Source organism: Mycobacterium sp. IDUB_9 (genome assembly GCF_055419505.1).
This window is the reverse complement of the sequence record NZ_JBVAXU010000007.1, coordinates 47978-68183: the sequence shown is the minus strand read 5'-3', so window position 1 is coordinate 68183 and position 20206 is coordinate 47978. Positions and strand designations below refer to the sequence as shown.

The 20206-nt window shown below is 65.1% G+C and carries 23 protein-coding genes and 2 tRNA genes; 15 read left to right on the top strand and 10 right to left on the bottom strand.

Features of this window, described 5'->3' with window-relative positions; translation table 11 throughout:
- Positions 1 to 17 precede the first annotated feature (17 nt).
- Both acpS and ACZY08_RS24985 read left to right on the top strand, forming a co-directional pair.
- The gene (acpS, locus tag ACZY08_RS24990) at positions 18 to 410 is read left to right on the top strand and encodes a holo-ACP synthase AcpS (RefSeq protein WP_044522422.1); all 393 of its coding nucleotides are present in this window, start codon (positions 18 to 20) and stop codon (positions 408 to 410) included.
- Between the two features lie 32 nt (positions 411 to 442).
- Positions 443 to 1786 carry a M20/M25/M40 family metallo-hydrolase gene (locus ACZY08_RS24985; RefSeq protein ID WP_463747302.1) on the top strand — a complete coding sequence of 448 codons (1344 nt, stop codon included), beginning with the start codon at positions 443 to 445 and terminating at the stop codon, positions 1784 to 1786.
- Here ACZY08_RS24985 and bcp read toward each other — a convergent pair.
- Positions 1783 to 2256: a thioredoxin-dependent thiol peroxidase gene (bcp, locus tag ACZY08_RS24980; protein WP_463747500.1), complete on the bottom strand. Its 474-nt coding sequence runs from the start codon at positions 2254 to 2256 to the stop codon at positions 1783 to 1785. The genes ACZY08_RS24985 and bcp overlap by 4 nt on opposite strands.
- A gap of 105 nt (positions 2257 to 2361) precedes the next feature.
- Here bcp and ACZY08_RS24975 point away from each other — a divergent pair, with 105 nt between their 5' ends.
- A complete protein-coding gene (locus ACZY08_RS24975) occupies positions 2362 to 2589 on the top strand; it encodes a DUF3618 domain-containing protein (RefSeq protein ID WP_463747301.1) in 228 nt (75 codons plus the stop codon).
- 1026 nt (positions 2590 to 3615) lie between these two features.
- Positions 3616 to 3795, top strand: coding sequence for a hypothetical protein (locus ACZY08_RS24970; protein WP_463747300.1), 180 nt, complete (start codon positions 3616 to 3618; stop codon positions 3793 to 3795).
- Positions 3796 to 3863: 68 nt separating this feature from the next.
- Here ACZY08_RS24970 and ACZY08_RS24965 read toward each other — a convergent pair.
- Positions 3864 to 3939, bottom strand: a tRNA-Lys gene (locus ACZY08_RS24965).
- Positions 3940 to 4085: 146 nt separating this feature from the next.
- Between ACZY08_RS24965 and ACZY08_RS24960 the strand changes: the two genes are divergently transcribed.
- On the top strand, positions 4086 to 5306 hold the full coding sequence (locus ACZY08_RS24960; protein WP_463747299.1) for a L,D-transpeptidase: 1221 nt from the start codon (positions 4086 to 4088) through the stop codon (positions 5304 to 5306).
- A gap of 85 nt (positions 5307 to 5391) precedes the next feature.
- Positions 5392 to 5799, top strand: a complete 408-nt coding sequence (locus ACZY08_RS24955; protein WP_463747298.1) for a nuclear transport factor 2 family protein — start codon at positions 5392 to 5394, stop codon at positions 5797 to 5799.
- Here ACZY08_RS24955 and ACZY08_RS24950 read toward each other — a convergent pair.
- Both ACZY08_RS24950 and ACZY08_RS24945 read right to left on the bottom strand, forming a co-directional pair.
- The gene (locus ACZY08_RS24950) at positions 5756 to 6235 is read right to left on the bottom strand and encodes an SRPBCC family protein (protein ID WP_463747297.1); all 480 of its coding nucleotides are present in this window, start codon (positions 6233 to 6235) and stop codon (positions 5756 to 5758) included. The two genes, ACZY08_RS24955 and ACZY08_RS24950, sit on opposite strands and share 44 nt — an antisense overlap.
- On the bottom strand, positions 6235 to 6918 hold the full coding sequence (locus ACZY08_RS24945) for a DUF899 domain-containing protein (protein WP_463747499.1): 684 nt from the start codon (positions 6916 to 6918) through the stop codon (positions 6235 to 6237). Before ACZY08_RS24945 ends, ACZY08_RS24950 begins: the two co-directional genes overlap by 1 nt.
- A gap of 155 nt (positions 6919 to 7073) precedes the next feature.
- Here ACZY08_RS24945 and ACZY08_RS24940 point away from each other — a divergent pair, with 155 nt between their 5' ends.
- Both ACZY08_RS24940 and ACZY08_RS24935 read left to right on the top strand, forming a co-directional pair.
- Entirely contained in the window at positions 7074 to 7847 is a 774-nt protein-coding gene (locus ACZY08_RS24940) for an SDR family oxidoreductase (RefSeq protein ID WP_463747296.1), read from the top strand.
- A gap of 370 nt (positions 7848 to 8217) precedes the next feature.
- Positions 8218 to 9729, top strand: coding sequence for a PPE domain-containing protein (locus tag ACZY08_RS24935; RefSeq protein ID WP_463747295.1), 1512 nt, complete (start codon positions 8218 to 8220; stop codon positions 9727 to 9729).
- A gap of 59 nt (positions 9730 to 9788) precedes the next feature.
- Here the strand turns inward: ACZY08_RS24935 and ACZY08_RS24930 are convergent, their stop codons facing one another.
- Entirely contained in the window at positions 9789 to 10271 is a 483-nt protein-coding gene (locus ACZY08_RS24930) for a MarR family winged helix-turn-helix transcriptional regulator (protein WP_463747294.1), read from the bottom strand.
- Between the two features lie 98 nt (positions 10272 to 10369).
- On the opposite strand from ACZY08_RS24930, the gene ACZY08_RS24925 reads away from it, so the two are divergent.
- Positions 10370 to 11002: an NADPH-dependent F420 reductase gene (locus ACZY08_RS24925; protein WP_463747293.1), complete on the top strand. Its 633-nt coding sequence runs from the start codon at positions 10370 to 10372 to the stop codon at positions 11000 to 11002.
- Positions 11003 to 11036: 34 nt separating this feature from the next.
- Positions 11037 to 11981 (top strand): SDR family oxidoreductase, encoded by a 945-nt coding sequence (locus tag ACZY08_RS24920; protein WP_463747292.1) that lies wholly within the window; start codon positions 11037 to 11039, stop codon positions 11979 to 11981.
- Between the two features lie 251 nt (positions 11982 to 12232).
- Here ACZY08_RS24920 and ACZY08_RS24915 read toward each other — a convergent pair whose 3' ends face one another.
- Positions 12233 to 12835 (bottom strand): TetR/AcrR family transcriptional regulator, encoded by a 603-nt coding sequence (locus ACZY08_RS24915; RefSeq protein WP_463747291.1) that lies wholly within the window; start codon positions 12833 to 12835, stop codon positions 12233 to 12235.
- A 126-nt stretch (positions 12836 to 12961) separates the two neighbouring features.
- On the opposite strand from ACZY08_RS24915, the gene ACZY08_RS24910 reads away from it, so the two are divergent.
- The 3 genes from ACZY08_RS24910 to ACZY08_RS24900 all read left to right on the top strand — a co-directional run bounded on the left by ACZY08_RS24910 (position 12962) and on the right by ACZY08_RS24900 (position 14895).
- A complete protein-coding gene (locus ACZY08_RS24910; RefSeq protein ID WP_463747290.1) occupies positions 12962 to 13696 on the top strand; it encodes an SDR family NAD(P)-dependent oxidoreductase in 735 nt (244 codons plus the stop codon).
- 11 nt (positions 13697 to 13707) lie between these two features.
- Positions 13708 to 14133, top strand: a complete 426-nt coding sequence (locus tag ACZY08_RS24905; protein ID WP_463747289.1) for a nuclear transport factor 2 family protein — start codon at positions 13708 to 13710, stop codon at positions 14131 to 14133.
- 135 nt (positions 14134 to 14268) lie between these two features.
- Positions 14269 to 14895: an NADPH-dependent F420 reductase gene (locus ACZY08_RS24900; RefSeq protein ID WP_463747288.1), complete on the top strand. Its 627-nt coding sequence runs from the start codon at positions 14269 to 14271 to the stop codon at positions 14893 to 14895.
- A 30-nt stretch (positions 14896 to 14925) separates the two neighbouring features.
- Here ACZY08_RS24900 and ACZY08_RS24895 read toward each other — a convergent pair whose 3' ends face one another.
- The 3 genes from ACZY08_RS24895 to orn form a co-directional block, all read right to left on the bottom strand.
- A complete protein-coding gene (locus ACZY08_RS24895) occupies positions 14926 to 15324 on the bottom strand; it encodes a DUF7715 family protein (protein ID WP_463747287.1) in 399 nt (132 codons plus the stop codon).
- A gap of 118 nt (positions 15325 to 15442) precedes the next feature.
- A tRNA-His gene (locus ACZY08_RS24890) sits at positions 15443 to 15515 on the bottom strand.
- Positions 15516 to 15555: 40 nt separating this feature from the next.
- Positions 15556 to 16203 (bottom strand): oligoribonuclease, encoded by a 648-nt coding sequence (orn, locus tag ACZY08_RS24885; protein WP_463747286.1) that lies wholly within the window; start codon positions 16201 to 16203, stop codon positions 15556 to 15558.
- 118 nt (positions 16204 to 16321) lie between these two features.
- Here orn and ACZY08_RS24880 point away from each other — a divergent pair, with 118 nt between their 5' ends.
- Positions 16322 to 17893 carry a helicase HerA-like domain-containing protein gene (locus ACZY08_RS24880; protein WP_463747285.1) on the top strand — a complete coding sequence of 524 codons (1572 nt, stop codon included), beginning with the start codon at positions 16322 to 16324 and terminating at the stop codon, positions 17891 to 17893.
- 145 nt (positions 17894 to 18038) lie between these two features.
- On the opposite strand, the gene cmrA is transcribed toward ACZY08_RS24880, so the two are convergent.
- On the bottom strand, positions 18039 to 18845 hold the full coding sequence (gene cmrA / locus ACZY08_RS24875; protein ID WP_454791102.1) for a mycolate reductase: 807 nt from the start codon (positions 18843 to 18845) through the stop codon (positions 18039 to 18041).
- Positions 18846 to 18888: 43 nt separating this feature from the next.
- On the opposite strand from cmrA, the gene ACZY08_RS24870 reads away from it, so the two are divergent.
- Positions 18889 to 20187: an MFS transporter gene (locus ACZY08_RS24870; protein WP_463747284.1), complete on the top strand. Its 1299-nt coding sequence runs from the start codon at positions 18889 to 18891 to the stop codon at positions 20185 to 20187.
- Positions 20188 to 20206 lie beyond the last annotated feature (19 nt).

The window sequence follows — 20206 nt, the reverse complement described above, 5'->3', positions numbered from 1 at the left end:
GAGCTAGGTTCGCTTGCATGGCGATTGTGGGAGTAGGCATCGATCTGGTTTCCATACCCGATTTCGCCGAGCAGGTGGACCGGCCGGGAACTGTATTCGCCGAGACGTTCACGCCTGGTGAGCGCCGGGACGCCGCGGACAAGAGTTCGTCGGCGGCCCGGCACCTGGCGGCCCGGTGGGCAGCCAAGGAGGCTGTGATCAAGGCCTGGTCGAGTTCACGGTTCTCGAAGCGACCGGCCCTGCCGGAGGGGATCCACCGCGACATCGAGGTGGTCACCGACATGTGGGGTCGTCCCAAGGTGCGGCTGTCCGGTGAGATCGCCAAGCACCTTGAGAGCGTGACGATTCACGTGTCGCTCACCCATGAGGCCGACACCGCCGCCGCGGTGGCGATCATCGAGGAGCCCTAACCTTTCTCCGGCGAGCAACTACGCTCGTCAGCATGAGTGACGTGGTGGCGCGGGTGCAGCAGGTGTTGCCGTCGGTACGGTCCGATCTGGAGGATCTGGTCCGCATCCAATCGGTATGGGCCGATCCGGCGCGCCGGGACGAGGTGCACCGCAGCGCCGAGGCGGTCGCAAAGCTGTTGTCCGACGCAGGTTTCCCCGACGTTCGTATCGTCAGCGAGGGCGGTGCGCCTGCCGTCATCGCGCACTACCCGCCCCCTGCAGGGGCGCCGACGGTGCTGCTGTACGCCCACCACGACGTGCAGCCCGAAGGGGATCCAGCCCAGTGGAACTCCGCGCCGTTCGAGCCGACCGAGCGTGACGGCCGGCTCTACGGTCGTGGCACCGCCGACGACAAGGCCGGGATCGCAACACATCTGGCCGCGATACGCGCCTTCGACGGCAAACCGCCGGTGGGCGTGACGGTGTTCGTCGAGGGCGAGGAGGAATCCGGATCGCCGTCATTGGCAGCACTGCTCGGTGCTCATCATGAGGCGCTGGCGGCCGACGTCATCGTCATCGCCGACTCCGACAACTGGAGCACCGAGATCCCCGCCTTGACCGTGACCCTGCGTGGCCTGGCGGACTGTGTCGTCGAAGTGGCCACCCTGGACCACGGCCTGCATTCGGGCCTGTGGGGCGGGGTGGTGCCGGATGCGTTGAGCGTGTTGGTACGACTGCTCGCGAGCCTGCACGACGACGACGGCAATGTCGCGGTCGCCGGTTTGCACGAGGGTCCGCGGCCGGCCGCCGGGGACAATGGGGCGGACCGCGGTCCCGACTGGGTCCGGCAAGAATCCGGCCTGCTGGACGGCGTGTCCGAAATCGGTTCCGGCTCAGTGGTGCAACGCATGTGGGCCAAACCCGCCGTCACCGTCATCGGCATCGACACCACACCCATCGACAAGTCGTCGAACACCCTTATCCCACGCGCCCGCGCCAAGATCAGCATGCGGGTCGCGCCCGGCGGCGACGCGCACGCGCATCTGGACGCGTTGACCCGTCACCTCGAAGCCCATGCGCCCTGGGGTGCCCAGGTCACCGTCACCCCGGGCGACGTCGGTCAGCCCTATGCGATCGACGCCTCGGGGTCGGTGTACGACGCGGCGCGCACGGCGTTCCGCACCGCCTGGGGCACCGATCCGGTGGACATGGGCATGGGCGGATCGATTCCGTTCATCGCCGAATTCGCCGAAGCCTTCCCGGCCGCGACGATTCTGGTGACCGGTGTCGAGGACCCCGGAACCCAGGCGCACAGCGTGAACGAAAGCCTGCACCTGGGCGTGCTGCACAAAGCGGCGACGGCCGAAGCGCTCCTGCTCGAAGCGCTGGCCCCCTAGACCGAGAGGTCGCGGCGCAACTTGGCGACGTGACCGGTGGCCCGCACGTTGTACTGCGCGACGGCGATCTTGCCCTTCTCGTCGACGAGGAAGGTGGAACGGATCACGCCCTGAACGGTCTTGCCGTACATGGTCTTTTCGCCGAACGCACCCCAGGCTGTCAGTACCTCGCGGGAGGGATCGGACAGCAACGGGAAGGTGAGCTCCTCCTTGTCGCGGAACTTGGCAAGCTTTTCCGGCTTGTCGGGGGAGATGCCCACGACGTCGAGGCCGGCGCCATTGAGTTCGGCGAGGCTGTCACGGAAATCGCACGCCTGCTTGGTGCATCCGGGCGTGGACGCAGCGGGGTAGAAGTACACGATGACCTTGCGGCCCTTGTAGTCGGAGAGTTTGACGACGTTGCCGTCGGCGTCGGGCAGGCTGAAAGCGGGGGCGGTGTCTCCAACCTCGAGGCGCGGGGTTGCCGGCATGTGTAGGTATCCCTTCTTGTCGACCGGTTCCGTCGTCACGGTGCCGGCTGATCTAGGGTAGTGCGGCAGGGCAGCACGACATGGAGCGGCTTGGAGGAGCAAACAGTGGCGAACCGGGACCCGGAGAGCATCAAGCGGGACATCGATCAGGCTCGCGATCAGCTGGCGGTGACTGTCGACTCCCTGGCAGAGCGGGCCAACCCCCAGCGTCTGGCCGACGATTTCAAGTCGGCAGTGGTCGGCTTCATCAAGAAGCCTGCGGTGACGGCGTCATTGGCCGGTGCAGGACTACTGGTGGTGGTCGTCGTCGTGCGACGGATCAAGCGGCGCTGAGCAGATCCGCAGGGCACGTCGTGTGCCCTGCGGTGATTCGCCGCTCAGCGGCTCGCGCTGAATACGCCGCTCAGCGGCGGCGGAACAGGAGCCAGTCCGCCAACGAGAAACTCGGGGGATTGGCGACGCGACCTAGGCGGCTGCAGGTGTACACCATGACGGGCTGGTTCGCAGCAACAAACGCGGCGGTTGATACAGCTGTGAGATCGGCGCCATCTGCGGTAGCCATCAGCTAACACCCCTCATCTTGACGCAATCGTCACGCGGTACCGGATCACAATAAATCAGCTAACTTGAGATTAACACGGTTTCTGCCGTCTGACCAGCGGAAGTGCTGGAGTCTGATACTCAGCAGTAACTTACGACTACGTCAACAATTCAGCCTCGTCAATAATTGCCAAGTTGCGTGACGGCTATCAGCACACCATCGTGATATGTCGTCGACGGGCTGCGGGCTGTTACAGGGACCGCTCACCGCAAATTCGACGGGCGCCGCTGGTGGCGGATGGAAGCGCGCGCGGGTGAAATTCTTTCTTGCAGTGAGAAGTTTGCTGCGTTGTTGGCGTCACGCGACGCGCCGACGGCCTCTCTGCCCTGATCCACGCTGATTTCGTGGGGAAAACGATTGGCAAACACGGGTCCGTCTGGTAATCGCCGGTCCTCTGCGCAACTCGGCGCCGAATGGGCGCGGTAGCTGAAATCTGCTGCATAGCAGGGCGGGAACGGCTCTTTCTCGCCGAACCGGTTGCTAGTGCATAGGTGTCCAGCTAAGGTCGAGGTCGGGTCAGGATCGGGGAGGCGGGCCTGGGTCTCGATCCAGACCGCAACACGGGACGATCGCGTGACAAGGGGGTATTGCGTTGCAGCTAACTTATTTTCCGTTTGCCAGGATTGCTGCATGGGCTATCGCCGGTAGAGCGAATCCCGACGGACTCGTCGTCGGGATTCGCTGATAACACCCGATGGCTCATGTCGAACCTCCAAATGGCGATGTGGGCCGTGGTCACACCGACTGGAGGTAGCCATATGGCGCATGTGAGTGATGAAACCCTGGGAGACCTACGCAGGGAGCTCGACCGATTCAAGAGCGAGCAGTACCGGGATCACGGCTACGCTGCCGCGCATCTGGCGGGTGCCGTGGAGATGTTGTTGGAAGAGGCTGAATCCAGTGTCGGTGACCGGCTGGCCGAGAGGTACCGAGCCTGATAGATGCACGGTCCCAGTAACTCTGAAACGCTGAAACGCAAAAACCCTGCCGAGGCAGGGTTTTTGGTTGGTGCGCCGTCAGGGTTTCGAACCCCGGACCCGCTGATTAAGAGTCAGCTGCTCTACCAACTGAGCTAACGGCGCGCGTGAGAGACAATAACAGGAGTTTCACTCAACAGTGAAATCCGCTGGTGGCGGCCTTGGAGCCAGGTTCAGGTCGGCCCGATCCCGTCGGAACCCTTAGACTATTGCCAAGATTTGCTATCGACCGTTCGAGGGGTGGGACGAACATGGGGCAGGCCCAGACGCTGACCCGTCCGTATCGGGGTGTGTTCCGGCGGGCGGTGGTTGCCATGGTGCCGGCGATGATGTTGGGCCTGACGGCATGCGGGGGCGAAAACCCACAGGGGCCTCCGCCGGTGATCACTGACAAGGGCACGCCTTATGGCGACTTGTTGGTGCCCAGGGTGAATGCGTCGGTGACAGACGGCGCCGTCGGGGTGACCGTCGACGCGCCGGTCACGGTGAGCGCTGAGAACGGCGTGCTCGGTGGGGTCACCATGACCAATGAAGAGGGCGCCAGCGTCGCGGGGAAGTTCAGTGCCGACGGGCTGACGTGGTCGACCACCGATCCGCTCGACTACAACGAGCAGTACACCCTCAACGCGCAGTCACTGGGACTCGGTGGCGTCGCCAACCGCCGGCTGCGGTTCGAGACGCATTCGCCGGCCAATCTGACGATGCCTTACCTCCTGCCGAACGACGGGGAAGTGGTCGGGGTTGGTCAGCCGGTGGCAATCCGCTTCGACGAGAACATCTCCGACCGCCTGGCCGCCCAGCGCGCCGTCACCGTCAAGACCAATCCGCCGGTCGAGGGTGCGTTCTACTGGCTCAACAACCGCGAAGTGCGCTGGCGCCCAGCCAAATATTGGAAGCCCGGCACCTCGGTGGACGTGACTGTCAACACTTACGGCGTCGCGTTGGGTGACGGGCTGTTCGGCCAAGGGAACGTCACGACCCACTTCACGGTCGGCGACGAGGTGATCGCGTCCGCCGACGACACCACCAAGACCCTGACCGTCAGGCGCAACGGCGAGGTCGTCAAGGCGATGCCGATCTCCATGGGCAAGAACAGTTCTCCGACCAACAACGGGGTCTACATCGTCGGTGAGCGCTTCGACCATCTGGTGATGGATTCGTCGACCTACGGGGTGCCGGTCAACTCGCCCAACGGTTATCGCACCGAGGTCGACTTCGCGACCCAGATGTCTTACAGCGGTATCTATGTGCACGGCGCCCCGTGGTCGGTCGGCAGCCAGGGGTACAGCAATGTAAGCCACGGATGTCTGAATGTCAGTACGTCCAACGCCCGCTGGTTCTACGAGAACACCAAACGCGGCGACATCGTCGAGGTCGTCAACACGGTGGGCCCGGTGTTGCCGGGCACCGAGGGCCTGGGGGACTGGAACATCCCGTGGGACCAGTGGCGCACCGGCAACGCCGCCACCTGAGCCGATTACCCCTGCGGTAATCGACACCCCGCCGCGAATCGGTGAATCTGACTGAGTCCCAGTCAATTACCGTGAAAGAGGCGATATGGCCGAGCACAACGACACCGTTACCGCGTACCTCGACACCTGGAATGCCACCGATTCTGGCCATCGGCGGGCCCTGTTGGAACGGCACTGGTCACAGGGCGTCACGTACACCGATCCGCTGGCCGAGGTGAGTGGACACGACGGGCTTTCCGCTGCCATCGACGCGGTCCACTCCCAGTTCCCGGGATTCGTGTTCTCACTCGTCAGCGGGCCCGACACCCACCACCGGCAGGCGCGATTCCAGTGGGGGCTGGGGCCGAGCGACGCCGATCCCGTGGTCGTCGGATTCGATGTGCTCGCCACTGACGGCGACGGCCGGATCCAGACCGTGCTGGGCTTCCTGGACCAGGTGCCCGCGGAGACTATTCCGCCGCGCGCCCAAGCGCCGCAAGCGATTCAGCGATGAAGTCGGTGCCGAACGGTGGCATCCCGCCGATCTGGTCGCGGAAGCTCTGCGGGGTGTCGGTCCAGTCGTAGGTGATGGTGACGTCGGTCTGTTCGCCGTTCGGGGCCAGGTCGTAGCGCCAGGACCAACCCCCCGGGGCGTGGTGGCCGTCTTCGTCCAGCTGACCGGGCAACCATTCGATGGTGCGATCCCGGTCGAAGACGGTCACCAGGTTGTGCATGACGTAGTGGCCGCCGGCGGCCGGCAGGAACATGTTGATCGCGAAGATCTGGCCGGTCCCGGTGATCGGCTGGGGATCGATCGCGTCGCGCACCCAGTCGCCGGGCTCGGTCTCGCAGTGGCGGGCCGGGTCGGCCAGGACGGCGAACACCTCCGCCGGCGAGGCCGAGATGGTGCGGGTGAGAACGTAGCGCTGTTGGTCGGTGGATGCGGTCATCAGGAGTCCTTTCCATACAGGCGGGCGATGTCAGGGCTGTCCAACCAGCCCGAGTATGTGGGGCGCGACGGCCACCCTTCCGGCGAATCCAGCCATTCCTCTTGGCGGCCGTAGGGCAGCAGGTCGATCAGGGCGAAGGAGTGGCTGAGTTGCTCGGTGCCACGGCCATTTGTGTGCCAGGTGCGATACACGGTCTCCCCGTCGCGCAGAAACACGTTGACGGCGAAACCGTCGTTCGGTGCGGCGTCGACGTCGGTGCCGAACGAACTCTCCGACGACGAGTACCACTCCATCCGGTTACCCACCTTGTCGCGATAGGTCAGCGCCTCCTCGATCGGACCGTTGGTGACGATCACGAAGCGGGCGTCATAGTTGTCCAGGAAGTCGAGTCGCGTGAACTGCGAGGTGAAGCCCGTGCAACCGCCGCACTGCCATTCCGCGCCGTCGGTCCACATGTGGTGGTAGGTGATCAGCTGCGTGCGGCCGTCGAACACGTCGGCCAGCCGCACCGGGCCGTCCGCGCCGATCAGCGTGTAGTCGGGCAACTCCACCATCGGCAGTCTCCGTCGCGCTGCGGCGATCGCGTCCAACTCCCGGGTGGCGGCCTTCTCCCGGCGCCGCAACTCGCCGAGCGCGGTCTGCCAGGTCTGCGGGTCGACTATCGGAGGCTTTCCTGTCGTCATCTCGGTCGTCATTGTGGGCTCCTCGACTGGCATCTGGTGAAAACACGGTCTCTCAAGTGGACCCACCGCGCGGCCGGAACTCATCGCACCCGGTAATGTCCGACGAGCGAAGGGTGACCTAACACCTCGAGATGAACCATGGAGGTTGATCCAGAATGAGCGGTCAGCGAGCCGATGCAGCTGGGCTGCGTCTCCTCGTCGTCGGTGCCTCGTCGGGCATCGGCCACGCTGTTGCGGTCAGTGCCACCGAACGCGGTGCCAAGGTTGCCGTGGCCGCGCGACGTATCGACCTGCTGAATTCCCTGGCCGATGCCATCGGTGGCTTCGCCTACGAACTTGACGTCGAGGACTCCGCAGCCATCGGTCGCGTGGTCAACGAGGCGGCGGATGCGCTGGGCGGTCTGGATGCCGTGGTGTTCACCAGCACGGTGATCCCCTTCGCCCACATCGAGGACACCGACGTCGCTACCTGGTTGCACGCATTCAGCGTCAACACCGTCGGTGCCAACAACGTGCTGCGTGCCGCGGAGCCCCGACTGACCGAGAACGGCGTGGTCCTGGTCGCCTCCAGTCATGACGTGGGCCGGCCACGAGCCGGCGTAGCGGCCTACAGCGCGAGCAAGGCCGCTCTCGACGAGATCCTGCATTCCTGGCGCAGTGAGCATCCGGAACTGTCGTTGATTCGGGTGGGCATCGGTCCGACCGACGACACCGAGATCCTGCGTGGCGCCGACCGTGACCTGCTGGATCAACTGCTCAAGACGTGGGTGGCCCAGGGCGCACTGCCGGCCCGGATGTCGGCCCTGCGCGATGTCGCCAACACTTTGGTGTCATTGGTGACCACTGCTTACGAGAATCCGACTGTGGTGCCCGAGATCGTGCAACTCGCCCCGCGGATCAAGAAGGGCACAGGGCGCGCGTCGAAGTAGCGCTCAGCCGGGCTGTCCCGTTGGATTACTTCTCGGCCGTCGTAGTGGATGGGCCGGTATTCGGGCAAACACATTTTGCACTGCCCGACTGTTGGCGGTGAACCGTTGGTGACCGCTGTGGTCGGCCGTATGCCTATCGGGCGAGGCTGACGCCTGGGGGCTCCTTGCCTCACGACTCCGCGTCCATAGCCAGATGCCTTGAACCGCAGCAACTGTCACTGCTCCTTCTGGGTGCGGAGCTGTGGCGATCTCGCAGAATTTGAACCTGCTTCCGGCCGGCGTTTCTATGAGTTTCGCCAGATTCATTGATAATGACAATCATATTCAATAATTTGGACGCTTCGGGTAGACGGTTACAAGGAGGGTTCTGATGGCCGCGGTATGGATGGCGTCGCCGCCGGAGGTGCACTCAGCCTTGCTGACCAGCGGCCCGGGCCCGGGTCCGATATTGGCTGCCGCCGGCGCTTGGTCCTCGTTGAGCGTCGAATATTCCACGGTGGCAACAGAACTCGCCGTGATTCTGGGCGGGGTACAGGCGGGTGCGTGGCAAGGCCCGAGTGCCGAACGATACGTCGCCGCACATTTTCCCTACCTGGCGTGGTTGCGCCAGGCCGGCACCGACACAGCGGCGATCGCCGCCCGGCACGAAACCGCAGCCGCGGCGTACGCCAGCGCATTGGCGACGATGCCCACCCTGGCCGAACTGGCCGCCAATCATGCCCGGCAGGCAGTCCTGTTGTCCACCAACTTCTTTGGTATAAACACGATCCCGATCGCGGTGAACGAGGCCGACTACGTGCGGATGTGGATTCAGGCGGCAACCACGATGACCGTCTATCAAGGGGTGTCAGAAGCGGCGGTGGCATCCACCCCGTCGACGCCGATGGCGCCGCGGATCCTGCACGGCGAGGACGACCACGATCACGACGATCATGACGACCACGACCACGACCACGACCACGACCACGACCACGACCACGACCACGACGACGACCATGGGCATGGAGACTTGAGCCCACTCGACCCGCAGTGGTGGCTGGAAGTCGGCCAAGAGCAGATTGAGAACATCCACCTCCTGATCGACAATCTGCTCAACGATCCCGCTGCGCTGCTGACCAATCTGCCGATGGTATTGGCCGACATGGCTTTCCATGCGGCACAGCTGTTGCAGGTCGTTGTTCAATTGTCCCCGGCGCTGATCCAGCCGGCCCTGAGTGTCGTGATTGCCAACCTGGGGTGGGCGATCACCGGTCTGGCCGCAATTCAGCCGCCTGCATCCGGTGTCGCGGAGATTCCGGCCGGCACCGACTCCGGATCCTGGCCGGCGGCCGGGAGCTCATCGACGGTGTCGAGCAGCTCACCGGCTCCGACTGCGCCGACGGCTCCCGCGGCGCCTTCGGCCGGGGTGGCGGCGAACGCAACGGGCGCCGCCGGACCGGCGCCCTCGGCTGCCCCGGGCGGTGGACCAGGTTTCTTCCCGCCCTACTTGATCGGTGCGCCCGGCGTCGGCGTCCCTGCCGCGGCGCGGGCCAACGCCGCGGCCGCCGCCAAGAAGAAAGCCGCAGAACCCGATATCGCTGTGGCGGCGGCCGGCGAATCAGCCCGCGAGGCGCGGGCCCGCCGTCGTCGGCGCGCAGCGATCCGGGAGCGCGGACACGGCAACGAATACATGGACCTCCAAGCCGATCCGCCGGGGGATGCCGCTCCGGACATATCGCCGACGGCCTCGGACCGCGGTGCGGGGCCGGTGGGCTTTTCCGGCGTACTCGACAAGGCGGATGCGACGACGGCGGGATTGACGACGTTGGGCGGTGCCGGGTTTGATGCCGGCTCGGCAGTGCCGCTGTTGCCGTCGACCTGGGATCCAGACCACGAGGACTGAGCGGCAGATCCCCGCCTGAAAGCCTGGGATGGAGCTGACACCCATACTGCTGGCGGAGGTTACGACGGTCCGTCTTCGGCGGGGGAGATGTCGTCTTTGGCCAGGTGGTGCAGGACTCGTTCGTTGAGGGTGGCGAGCGTGTCGAGTTCAGCCGGGGTGAACAGGTCGATGAAGTTCCGGCGGACGTCCTCGACGTGCCTCGGTGCCGCCTTCTTGATGGCGGCGAGGCCGGCCGGCAGCAGGCGGACGACGGTGCTGCGGGCGTCGTCGGGATTGGGCTCACGGCTGACCAGCCCGTCCTTCTGCATGCGCCGCACCTGATGTGAGAGGCGGCTTTTCTCCCAGCCCAGTGCGTTGCACAGGGCGTGGGAGGGTAAGCGGTTTTCGTCGACCGCCGAAAGCGCCGCCAAGACCTCGTAGTCGGTCCCGGACAGGTCCGATTTCTGCAGACGTCGGCTGAGGTGGACCTCGATCTGTTGATGCGCGTGTATGAAGGCCCGCCAGGCGCGGTCCTCGCGGGAGTTCAGCCAGTTCGCTTCCATCGGCCTCCATGCTACCTCGATTGGTTGACGCGTCACCAATAATCGGCATATGGTTGATGTATCAACCTTTCCATTCGTCAGCCAAGACGGGACACCACATGAACAGCATCAGCATCGTCGGCCTGGGAAACATGGCCAGCGCACTGGCCGAGCGAGCACTCGCCGGCGGCAACGCAGTCGAGATCGTCGGTCGCGACCCGGTCAGAGCCAAGGAGTTGGCCACCGCGCTCGGTGGCGCCACTTTCGGGACGCTGGGCACCACCCCGGTGGGGGACATCGTCATCCTCGCCGTGCCGTATGCCAACGCGGCGGCGGTGGTCAGTCAGTACGGGGAGGCATTACACGGCAAGGTCGTCGTCGATATCACCAACCCGGTCTCCCCGGATTTCATGGGATTCGTTACCCCCGAGGGTAGTTCCGGCGCGCAGGAGATCGCCAAGGCTGCCCCCAGCGGCGTGCATGTCGTCAAGGCGTTCAACACCCTGTTCGCCAATGTTCTGGCAGCGGGCTCAGGCGAGGGTCACCCATTGGACGTGTTCATCGCCGGCGACGACGCGCAGGTAAAGGCACGGGTGTCGGCGTTCATCGAGAGCCTGGGACTGCGCCCGATGGACGCCGGGCCGCTGCCGATGGCACGGGCACTGGAGAACGCGGGTCTGCTGCAGCTCGGCCTGATGACCCACACGGTCAACCACACCAACTTTGCCCTCGGCGTCAACATTCTCAGCTGAGTAAGCCCCCACCTACCTCCAAAAGGACAGTCACATGCACGTTTTCATCACTGGCGGGACCGGCCATTCCGGTTCATGCATCATCCCCGAGCTCATCGCTGCCGGGCACGAGGTGACCGGCCTGGCCCGCTCGGACGCCTCCGCAGCGGCCTTGTCCACCCTCGGCGCGAGTGTGCGTCGCGGCAGCCTCGAAGATCTCGACGGGCTCAAGGAGGCAGCCCGGGACTCCGACGGCGTCATCCACCTCGCGCACCGGCAGGACCTGCTTCCGTCCGGCGGAATGGACGCCGTGGCCGCCGCGGAACTGCCGATCATGCTTGCCTACGGCGAGGCGCTCGCGGGAACCGGAAAGCCACTGGTTGCGGCGGGCAGCATCGGCTCGCCGGGAAACCTGGGCCGGCCGGCCACCGAGGAAGACCCGGCCCTTCCCGGCGGGGAGGAGCACAAGGGGACGCTGCGGGCTCGTAACATCGTGGAAAGGACGGTAATTGGCCTCGCCGAGCAGGGAGTGCGGTCGTCGATCGTACGGCTTCCGCTCATCGCCCACGACATGACGGACCACGCTGGCTTCCTGCCGGGGCTGATCGGGCTCGCCAAGGAGAAGGGTTTCGCCGGCTACCCCGGAGATGGCATGAATGCGTGGAACGCCGTCCACATTCGCGATGTCGCCTCCCTGTTCCGCCTGGCGTTGGAGAAGGGTCCGGCGGGTAGATATTGGCACGCGGTTCAGGATGGGGCCATCCCATTCCGCGACATCGCCGAGGCCATCGGCAGCCGCCTGGGCCTGCCCGCCGTGAGTGTTCCCGTGGATGTCCTGATGCTGCCGGGATATTTCGGGATGTTCACGAATCTGGTCACGATGGACCTTCCGGTCTCCACTCTGATCACTCGCCAGACCCTCGGCTGGGAACCCATCCAGCCCAACCTTTTTGCTGATTTGGACAACGGCCATTACTTCTCCGGGCAGCTGACGGCCTAGGCGCACCAATCGAATTCACACTACGAAATTCACACTACGAGGAGTAGGCATGGCCATGTTCGCCCCGCACCGCGGCACCTTGGAGTCCTTCGTCGACTGCATCAACAGCGGCGCAGACAAAGACACCCTCACCCGTTTGCTCGCACGCTGCCGTCCGGCGTCGCGCTGCAAAGGAACCTTGCGGATGTAATCGGCATGCAGCCCTGGGAACTTCGTACAGATGGGGAGTGACATGGAAGGCGCATGGCGGATTAGCTCCCGCCTGTGCCGGACAGTGTCGCTGTCGCGGGGATGGCGTTGTCGATGAGGACGGCCGCGATGGCGGCGGCGGTGGCGGTGGCGTAGGTGTCGGCGTCGAGGACTCGGTTGCGGGCCGAGGCGCCGTCGAGGAGCAGTGCCAGTTGTTCGCCGAGCTGTTCGGGGTCGGCGGCGCCGGCCTCGCGCGCGGTCTCGGTGAGTCGTGCGGCAAAGGCCTGCTTGTAGTCGCGGGCGTGTACGCGTGCCGGGTGGTCCGAGTCGTGGAGTTCGACGGCCGCCGCGATGAACGGGCACAGCGGTCCCTGAATGTCGAAGACGGCGAGGAGCCGCTCACGGGGCGTGAGGTCGGTGCAGTCGAACACCTCGGGAAGGACCTCGGGATCGAATCTGCGTAGGTGTTCGGCGATCAGCTCGTCCTTGCTGGAAAAGTGTTGGTAGAACGTGCGTTTGGACACCTGCGCCTCGGCGCAGAGCTGGTCCAGGCCGGTGCTGTTGATGCCCTGATCGCGGAACAGTCGTCGTGAAGCGCCGAGGATGCGCTCGCGCGCGCCCCGGCCGCGGCGCAGGCCTTGCGGCCCCTTCTCCAACTCCGTCATATGTCCAGCGTAGCCCAGTTTGGTACGGATCGGTGTACATAGCTTGCGCATTGCCCGGTCACGGGCTACGTTAAGTACTCAGATCGGTGTGCTTAACATCGACATCAATGAATGAATGGAGCGATCATGGGAAAGCTCGATGGGAAGGTCGCGGTAATCACCGGCGCGACCAGTGGTCTGGCACTGGCAGGTGCCAAGTTGTTCGTTGACGAGGGAGCTCACGTTTTCATCTCGGGTCGACGGAAGGACGCGCTGGACGAAGCCGTCGAACTGATCGGGCGGAACGTCACCGGCGTACAGGGCGATTCAGCCGATCTCGACGATCTGGACCGCTTGTTCGACACCGTCAAGCAGGAAAAAGGCGCGATCGACGTGTTGTGGACAAGCGCCGGGATGGGCAAGCAGGGCAGGCTCGGCGAGATCACCGAGGAGGACTTCGATGCCACCTTCTCGCTGAACGCGCGCGGCACACTGTTCACGGTCCAGAAGGCACTGCCGTTGTTCAACGACGGTGGCTCGATCTTCATGACGGGGTCGAACGCGTCGCTCAAGGGCTACCCCGAGTGGAGTGTGTACGCGGCGAGCAAGGCAGTCCTCCTCGCTTACGCACGGGTGTGGGTATCCGAGTTGAAGGACAGGAACATCCGGGTCAACGTGCTGACCCCCGGCCAGGTCGCCACTCCCATCCAGGAGGAACTGTTCGACGAGGCGACGAAGGCGCAGTTCGAATCCCTGATCCCGCGGGGAAAGATGGGCCGCCCCGAGGAGATCGCGTCGGTCGCGTTGTTCCTCGCCTCGGACGACTCGAGCTATGTCAACGGCATGGAGTTGGTTGTCGACGGCGGCGTCGCGGCGATCTGAAGGAGCCAGCCATGACTACCTTCGCCCCGCACCGCAACACCGTGGAGTCCTTTGTCGACTGCATGCACGGCGGCGCAGGCAAAGCCGCTCTTGCCGGAATCCTCGCCGAAGACGTGGTGCTGTACGGCCCGCTCGGCGATGAGCCGCTCACCGGCCGTGAGGCAGTCCTGGAAGCCATCCGGGCGGTCGGCACGGTGGCGACCGACCTCACCTACACAGAAGTCCTGAGCGGCGAAACGCACCACGCCGCGCACTTCCGGCTGCAGATCGAAGACACCGTGGTCAACGGGATGGACTACATCCGGCTCGATGCTGACGGCAAGATCGCCGAGGTGACCATCTGGTGGCGCCCATTGCCGTCCGGCGTCCAGATGCAGGGTCACCTTGCCGGTCTCCTCGGCATGCAGCCCTGGCAACTTCTCACGAACGGGCAGTAACGACGAAGGTCGTGCCCGCCGAGCGTACGGCCCGGTTCCATCGACCTCCACATTGCCGGATTGGTTGATGCACAGACCAATCCGCACATGGCGGAGCCGTCAACCCTTTATTCAAACGAAAACATGGGACACCTTATGAGCAACATCAGCATCATCGGCACCGGGAACATGGCCCGCGCGATCGGCGCGCTGGCCGTAGCGGGCGGCAACACCGTTGAGATCATCGGCCGCGATGAGTCCAAGGCTGCCGACCTGGCCAAAGCGCTCGGCGGCAGCGCCACGACAGGAGAGTTCGGCGCAGTCCCGGCCGGGGACATCGTCATCGTGGCCCTGAGGTGCGCCGATGTAGTTCCGGTCGTCACTCGGTACGGAAACGCTTTGGCGGACAAAGTCATCGTCGATATCAGCAACCCCTTCAATGCCGCGGCCGACGGGCTCGCCATTGCCGATGACACCTCGATCGCACAGGAAGTCGCCAAGGCAGCTCCGGCCGGCGCCCGCGTGGTGAAGGCGTTCAACACCGTCTTCGGTCATGTCCTGGAGAAGGGCCGGACGCCGGATGTGTTCTTCGCCGGCGACGATGCGCAGGCCAAGGCACGCGTAGCGGAGTTCATCACGAGTCTCGAGCTGCGTCCGTTGGACGTCGGCGGCTTGAACATGGCGCACTGGCTGGAGGGAACGGGCCTGGTCCTCATGGGTCTCGCCCGTCATGGGGTGGGGAACTTCGACGTCGCCCTCGGCGCCACCGAATTTCCCGACTGAGCCGCACCCCTGGACTGAAGTAGTCGCAGGTCAACCCGGCGGCTGGTAATCCCAGCCGCCGCGGTGCCGGTTGAAACTCATGCGCAACAACGTTCCGGCGGGATGGTGTGTGGCCGCGTCGCACATGTCGGTGACGAGGTCCTCAGCGATGAGGTCCAGTTCAGCAGGTTCATTGACGACCCCGGCCCATGCGCTGGCCGCCAGATGCGTCCGGCAGGCCGTGATCAGGTCGTCTGGTGCGGCCGTGACCTCACGGACGACAGTCAGGGTCGAGTAGCCGTGCGATGTGATGCCCTGGTGGACGATGTCGCATCCGCACGTCACGTCATCGCAGACCAGTGGCGCGACGACGATCTCGCCCTCGGTGGCAGACCAGCGGTCGGTCGTGGCCAGGGGGCGTGAGGGACGCTTGGCCACAAGCACTTTCATGTTTGCGACGGTAAGGCTCGGAAGCTCCGTGGGCAACGCCCGGTGCGGGGGAGTACGCATATGACGGGCCGAAACCAGAAACGCCGCCTGCTTGCGCAGACGGCGTTCCCGATATCGGGGTGGCTGACGGGACTCGAACCCGCGACAGCCAGGATCACAACCTGGTGCTCTACCAACTGAACTACAGCCACCATCGCCGCGCTGCCTTTCGGCATATGCGGCTCGTAGATACTAACTGCTCGGGTGCTGTAGTGCCGAATCGGTTTCGGTCGGGTCGTTGCTCGGCGGGCCGAGCTCGGCGGCGATCGCAGCGATATCGCTGGTAGACGGGCCGGGCTGCGCGACGAACGCCGTCGAGCGGTAGTACTTGAGCTCGCGGATCGACTCGTGGATATCGGCCAGGGCGCGGTGTGCCAGACCCTTCTCCGGCTGGCCGAAGTAGATCCGCGGGTACCAGCGGCGGCACAGCTCCTTGATCGAGCTGACGTCGATCATCCGGTAGTGCAGGTATTCGTCGAGTTTGGGCATGTCGCGGGCGATGAAGCCGCGGTCGGTCGCGATCGAGTTGCCGGCCAGGGGAGCGGACTTGGCGGTCTTGACGTGTTCGCGGATGTAGTCGAGCACCATCTGTTCGGCGGTGGCCACATCGACGGTCGACGCCCGGACTTCTTCTGTCAACCCGGACCGGCTGTGCATCTGTTTGACCACGTCGACCATGGAGGACAGCGCGTCGTCGTCGGTGTGAATGACCACGTCCAGGCCGTCACCGAGGATGTTCAGGTCAGCGTCGGTGACCAGAACCGCGATCTCGATCAGCCGATCGGACTTGAGGTCCAGGCCGGTCATCTCGCAGTCGATCCATACCAGTTCGTCTCGCACGAAGATCCACATTATTCCCATACCGGTCGACGAGCCGCGACACCCACCGCTCGCGCCGCCTGACAAGTAGTGTCAGACCCCGATTGGCTCGTTCGCGCAAACTGGGAGGACCGCGGCAATGACCACCGAATCGACAGCCACCCCCGCGCAGCAGATCGCTGCCGGCTACGCAGTCGAAGGCCAGGCACTGGAATTGGGAACGGTCGTCGTAGACGGCGCTGTCGACCCGACCGCGCAGGTCCGTATCCCGTTGGCCACGGTCAACCGGCACGGGTTGATCGCGGGCGCCACCGGTACCGGCAAGACCAAGACGCTGCAAGTGATCGCCGAGCAGCTCTCGGCTGCCGGCGTTCCAGTGGTGATGGCCGATGTGAAGGGTGACCTGTCGGGGTTGTCGAAGCCCGGCGAGGCCAATGACAAGACCGAGCAGCGCGCCAAGGACACCGGTGACACCTGGACGCCGACGGCGTTCCCGGTGGAGTTCCTGTCACTGGGCACCGAGGGCATCGGTGTTCCGGTGCGGGCCACGATCACCAGCTTCGGCCCGATCTTGCTGTCGAAGGTGTTGGGTCTGAATGCAACCCAGGAGTCCACGCTCGGCCTGATCTTCCACTGGGCCGACCAGAAGGGCCTGCCCCTGCTGGATATCAAGGACCTGCGCTCGGTGATCCAGTTCCTCACCGGCGATGAGGGCAAGCCCGAACTCAAGGCGCTGGGCGCGGTGTCGACCACGACAGCGGGCGTCATCCTTCGCGCCTTGGTCAACCTTGAGGGCGAGGGCGCTGATTCGTTCTTCGGCGAACCGGAGCTGGAGCCCAAGGATCTGCTGCGCACCGACGCCGAGGGTCGCGGCATCATCAGCCTGCTGGAGTTGGGTTCGCAGGCCGCGCGGCCGGTGATGTTCTCGACGTTCCTGATGTGGGTGCTGGCTGATCTGTTCACGTCCCTGCCTGAGGTCGGCGACATCGACAAGCCCAAGTTGGTCTTCATCTTCGACGAGGCTCATCTGCTTTTCACCGATGCGTCCAAGGCGTTCCTGGAACAGGTCGAGCAGACCGTCAAGCTGATCCGCTCGAAGGGCGTCGGCGTGTTCTTCTGCACGCAGCTGCCCACCGATGTGCCCAACGCGGTGCTGTCGCAGCTGGGTGCCCGGGTGCAGCATGCGTTGCGCGCGTTCACCCCGGACGACCAGAAGGCGTTGTCGAAGACGGTGCGCACCTACCCGAAGACCGATGTCTACGACCTGGAGAAGGCGTTGACGTCGTTGGGGATCGGCGAGGCTGTGGTCACGGTGCTCTCGGAGAAGGGCGCGCCGACGCCGGTGGCCTGGACGAGGATGCGGGCGCCGCGGTCGTTGATGGACACCATCGGGACCGACGCGATCACCGCGGTCGCCAAGGCCAGCCCGCTGCAGGCGACGTATGGCCAGACCATCGACGGGGATTCGGCCTATGAGCGGCTTGCCGCGAAACTGGCGCCGGCGCCGTCGCCCGAGGACCCAGGTGGTTTCGGCGGCGTCGAGGCCTCGGGTGAGATCGAGGCGATGCCCGCCCCGGCGCAACCGGCAGAACCGGGGATGCTTGAGCAGGTGCTCAAGAGCTCGGCGTTCAAGAGCGCGATGCGCTCGGCGGGCACCGTTCTCGGCCGTGAGATAACCCGCAGTATTTTCGGGACGGGCCGCCGCCGCTGAGCGGCGAATCAGGCTTGCGCCGCTGAGCGACTAGTCCACGAATCCGCCGAAACGGCATTCCGGCAGGGCGTTACTCGATGTTTCGCTGCTGGAATGCCGTTTCGCCGCAGAGGGCCGCAGAGGGCCGCAGATGGGTGCCGAGAAATTAGCCGCCGCCGAGCTTCTTGTAGACGGCGCCCACAATCGGGGTGACGATGGCCCGCGGCGCGTAGCCGCTGGCCATCGACATGGCCTTGGAGGTCACCCCGGGCACCACCCGCATCTTGTTCTTCTCCAGGCCGTCGAGCGACAGCTTGGCGGTGTATTCGGTTGAGATCCACAGGAAGTCGGGGATCAACCGCTCCACCAGGGATTGGTCGGACGTGTCGGGCAGGTCGGTGCGCACCGGTCCCGGCGCCAGCACGGTGACGTGCACGCCTGCGCCTTTGAGCTCGCCGCGCAACGACTCGCTGAACGTGTTGGCGAACGCCTTGGACGCCGCGTACGTGGAGTTGTTGGGGATCGGTGAGTTGCCTGCCGCCGATCCGGAGGTCAGGATCCCGCCGGATCCGCGTTTGACCATCCCCGGCAGTACGGCCAACACCAGATCGTGCACGCCGAGAACGTTGAGCTGTACCTGTGCCTTCTCGCCGGCCGGATCGAGATCGATGACCGGACCGAACGTGGCGGTGCCCGCGTTGGCGCACAGGATCGAGATCTCGCGCTGGGCCAGTTCGTCGCACAGGACGCCTCTGGCGGTGGGATCGGTGAGGTCGACGGCGCGCACCTCGACGGTTACGCCGTAGCGCTCGGTGAGGCGCTGGGCCAGTGACGTCAGCACGTCCTCGCGTCGCGCAGTGATGATCAGGTGGTGGCCGCGGGCAGCGAGTTCGGTGGCCAACGCTTCGCCGATGTTCTGTGAGGCGCCGGTCACGACGGCACGGGCATCCGGACTGGGTGCGGGTACTGGCATGCGGCCAATCCTAGAAGGCGCCCGAACCCATAAGGTGTCGGTCATGACTAACCCCCGGCGGGCGAGTGTGCTCGCGTGGGCACTGTGGGACTGCGGCGCGACTGGGCTGAACGCCATCGTCATCACGTTTGTGTTCTCGGTGTATCTGACGAAAGGTGTCGGATCGGACCTGCCCGGCGACACCTCGCCGGCCAGTTGGCTGGGCTGGGCCATGTTCGCCGTCGGTCTCGCGGTGGCTCTGCTGGCGCCCGCCGTCGGGATCTGGGTCGACGCGCCGCAGCGGCGGCGTCGGGTACTGGCGGTGATGACGGGTGCCGCCGTGGCGTTCACCGCGGCGATGAGCCTGATCCGCGACGACCACCGTTACCTGCTGCCGGGGTTGATCCTGTTGGCCTGCACGGCGGCCTGCAACGAGCTGGCCACCGTGCCCTACAACGCCATGCTGCGACAGCTGTCCACCCCTGAGACGTCAGGGCGGATCTCCGGGCTCGGCCTGGCGATGGGCTACGGGGGCAGCGTTGTGCTGTTGCTGCTGGCCTACGTCGGATTCATGGCCGGTGACGGGGGGGTGCTGGGCATCCAGACCGAAGACGGGCAGAACGTGCGAGCGGTGATGCTGCTCACCGCGGTCTGGTTCGCATTGTTCGCGCTGCCGATGTTCGTGATGGTGCCGCCGGTGACCGATGCGCCCCCTGTTGAGCGGGTCGGCTTCTTCGGCGCCTACCGCAAGTTGTGGTCCGAGATCCGCAGCGAGTGGCAACGCGACCACAACGTGGTCTACTACCTGCTGGCCAGCGCGGTGTTCCGCGATGGGCTGGCCGGGGTGTTCACCTTCGGCGCGGTGCTGGGGGTCAGCGTCTACGGCATCTCCGAGGCAGACGTGCTGTTGTTCGGTATGAGCGCCTGTGTGATCGCGGCGGTCGGTGCGGTGGTGGGGGGCATGCTCGATGACCGGGTCGGTTCCAAACCCGTCATCGTCGGATCGCTGGTCTCCCTGATCGCGGTGGGGCTGGCCTTGCTGGTGCTGTCAGGACCGGTGGCCTTCTGGGTGTGCGGCCTGTTGCTGTGTCTGTTCATCGGGCCGACGCTGGCCTCGTCCCGCAACCTGATGCTGCGGATCACCGCGGACGGCAAGGAAGGCGTGGCGTTCGGGCTCTACACCACCGTCGGACGCGCAGCGTCCCCCCTGGCGCCGTTGCTGTTCTCCATTTTCATCAATGTGTTCGGCGCCGACCGCGCCGGGATGGGCGGATTGGTGTTGGTGCTGGCGCTGGGATTGGCCGGCATGTTGGCCGTGCGGGTGCCCGCCCGGCATCCCGGTACCGCCGTCACAACGAGCTGACGGCGTCGCGCGTCGTCAG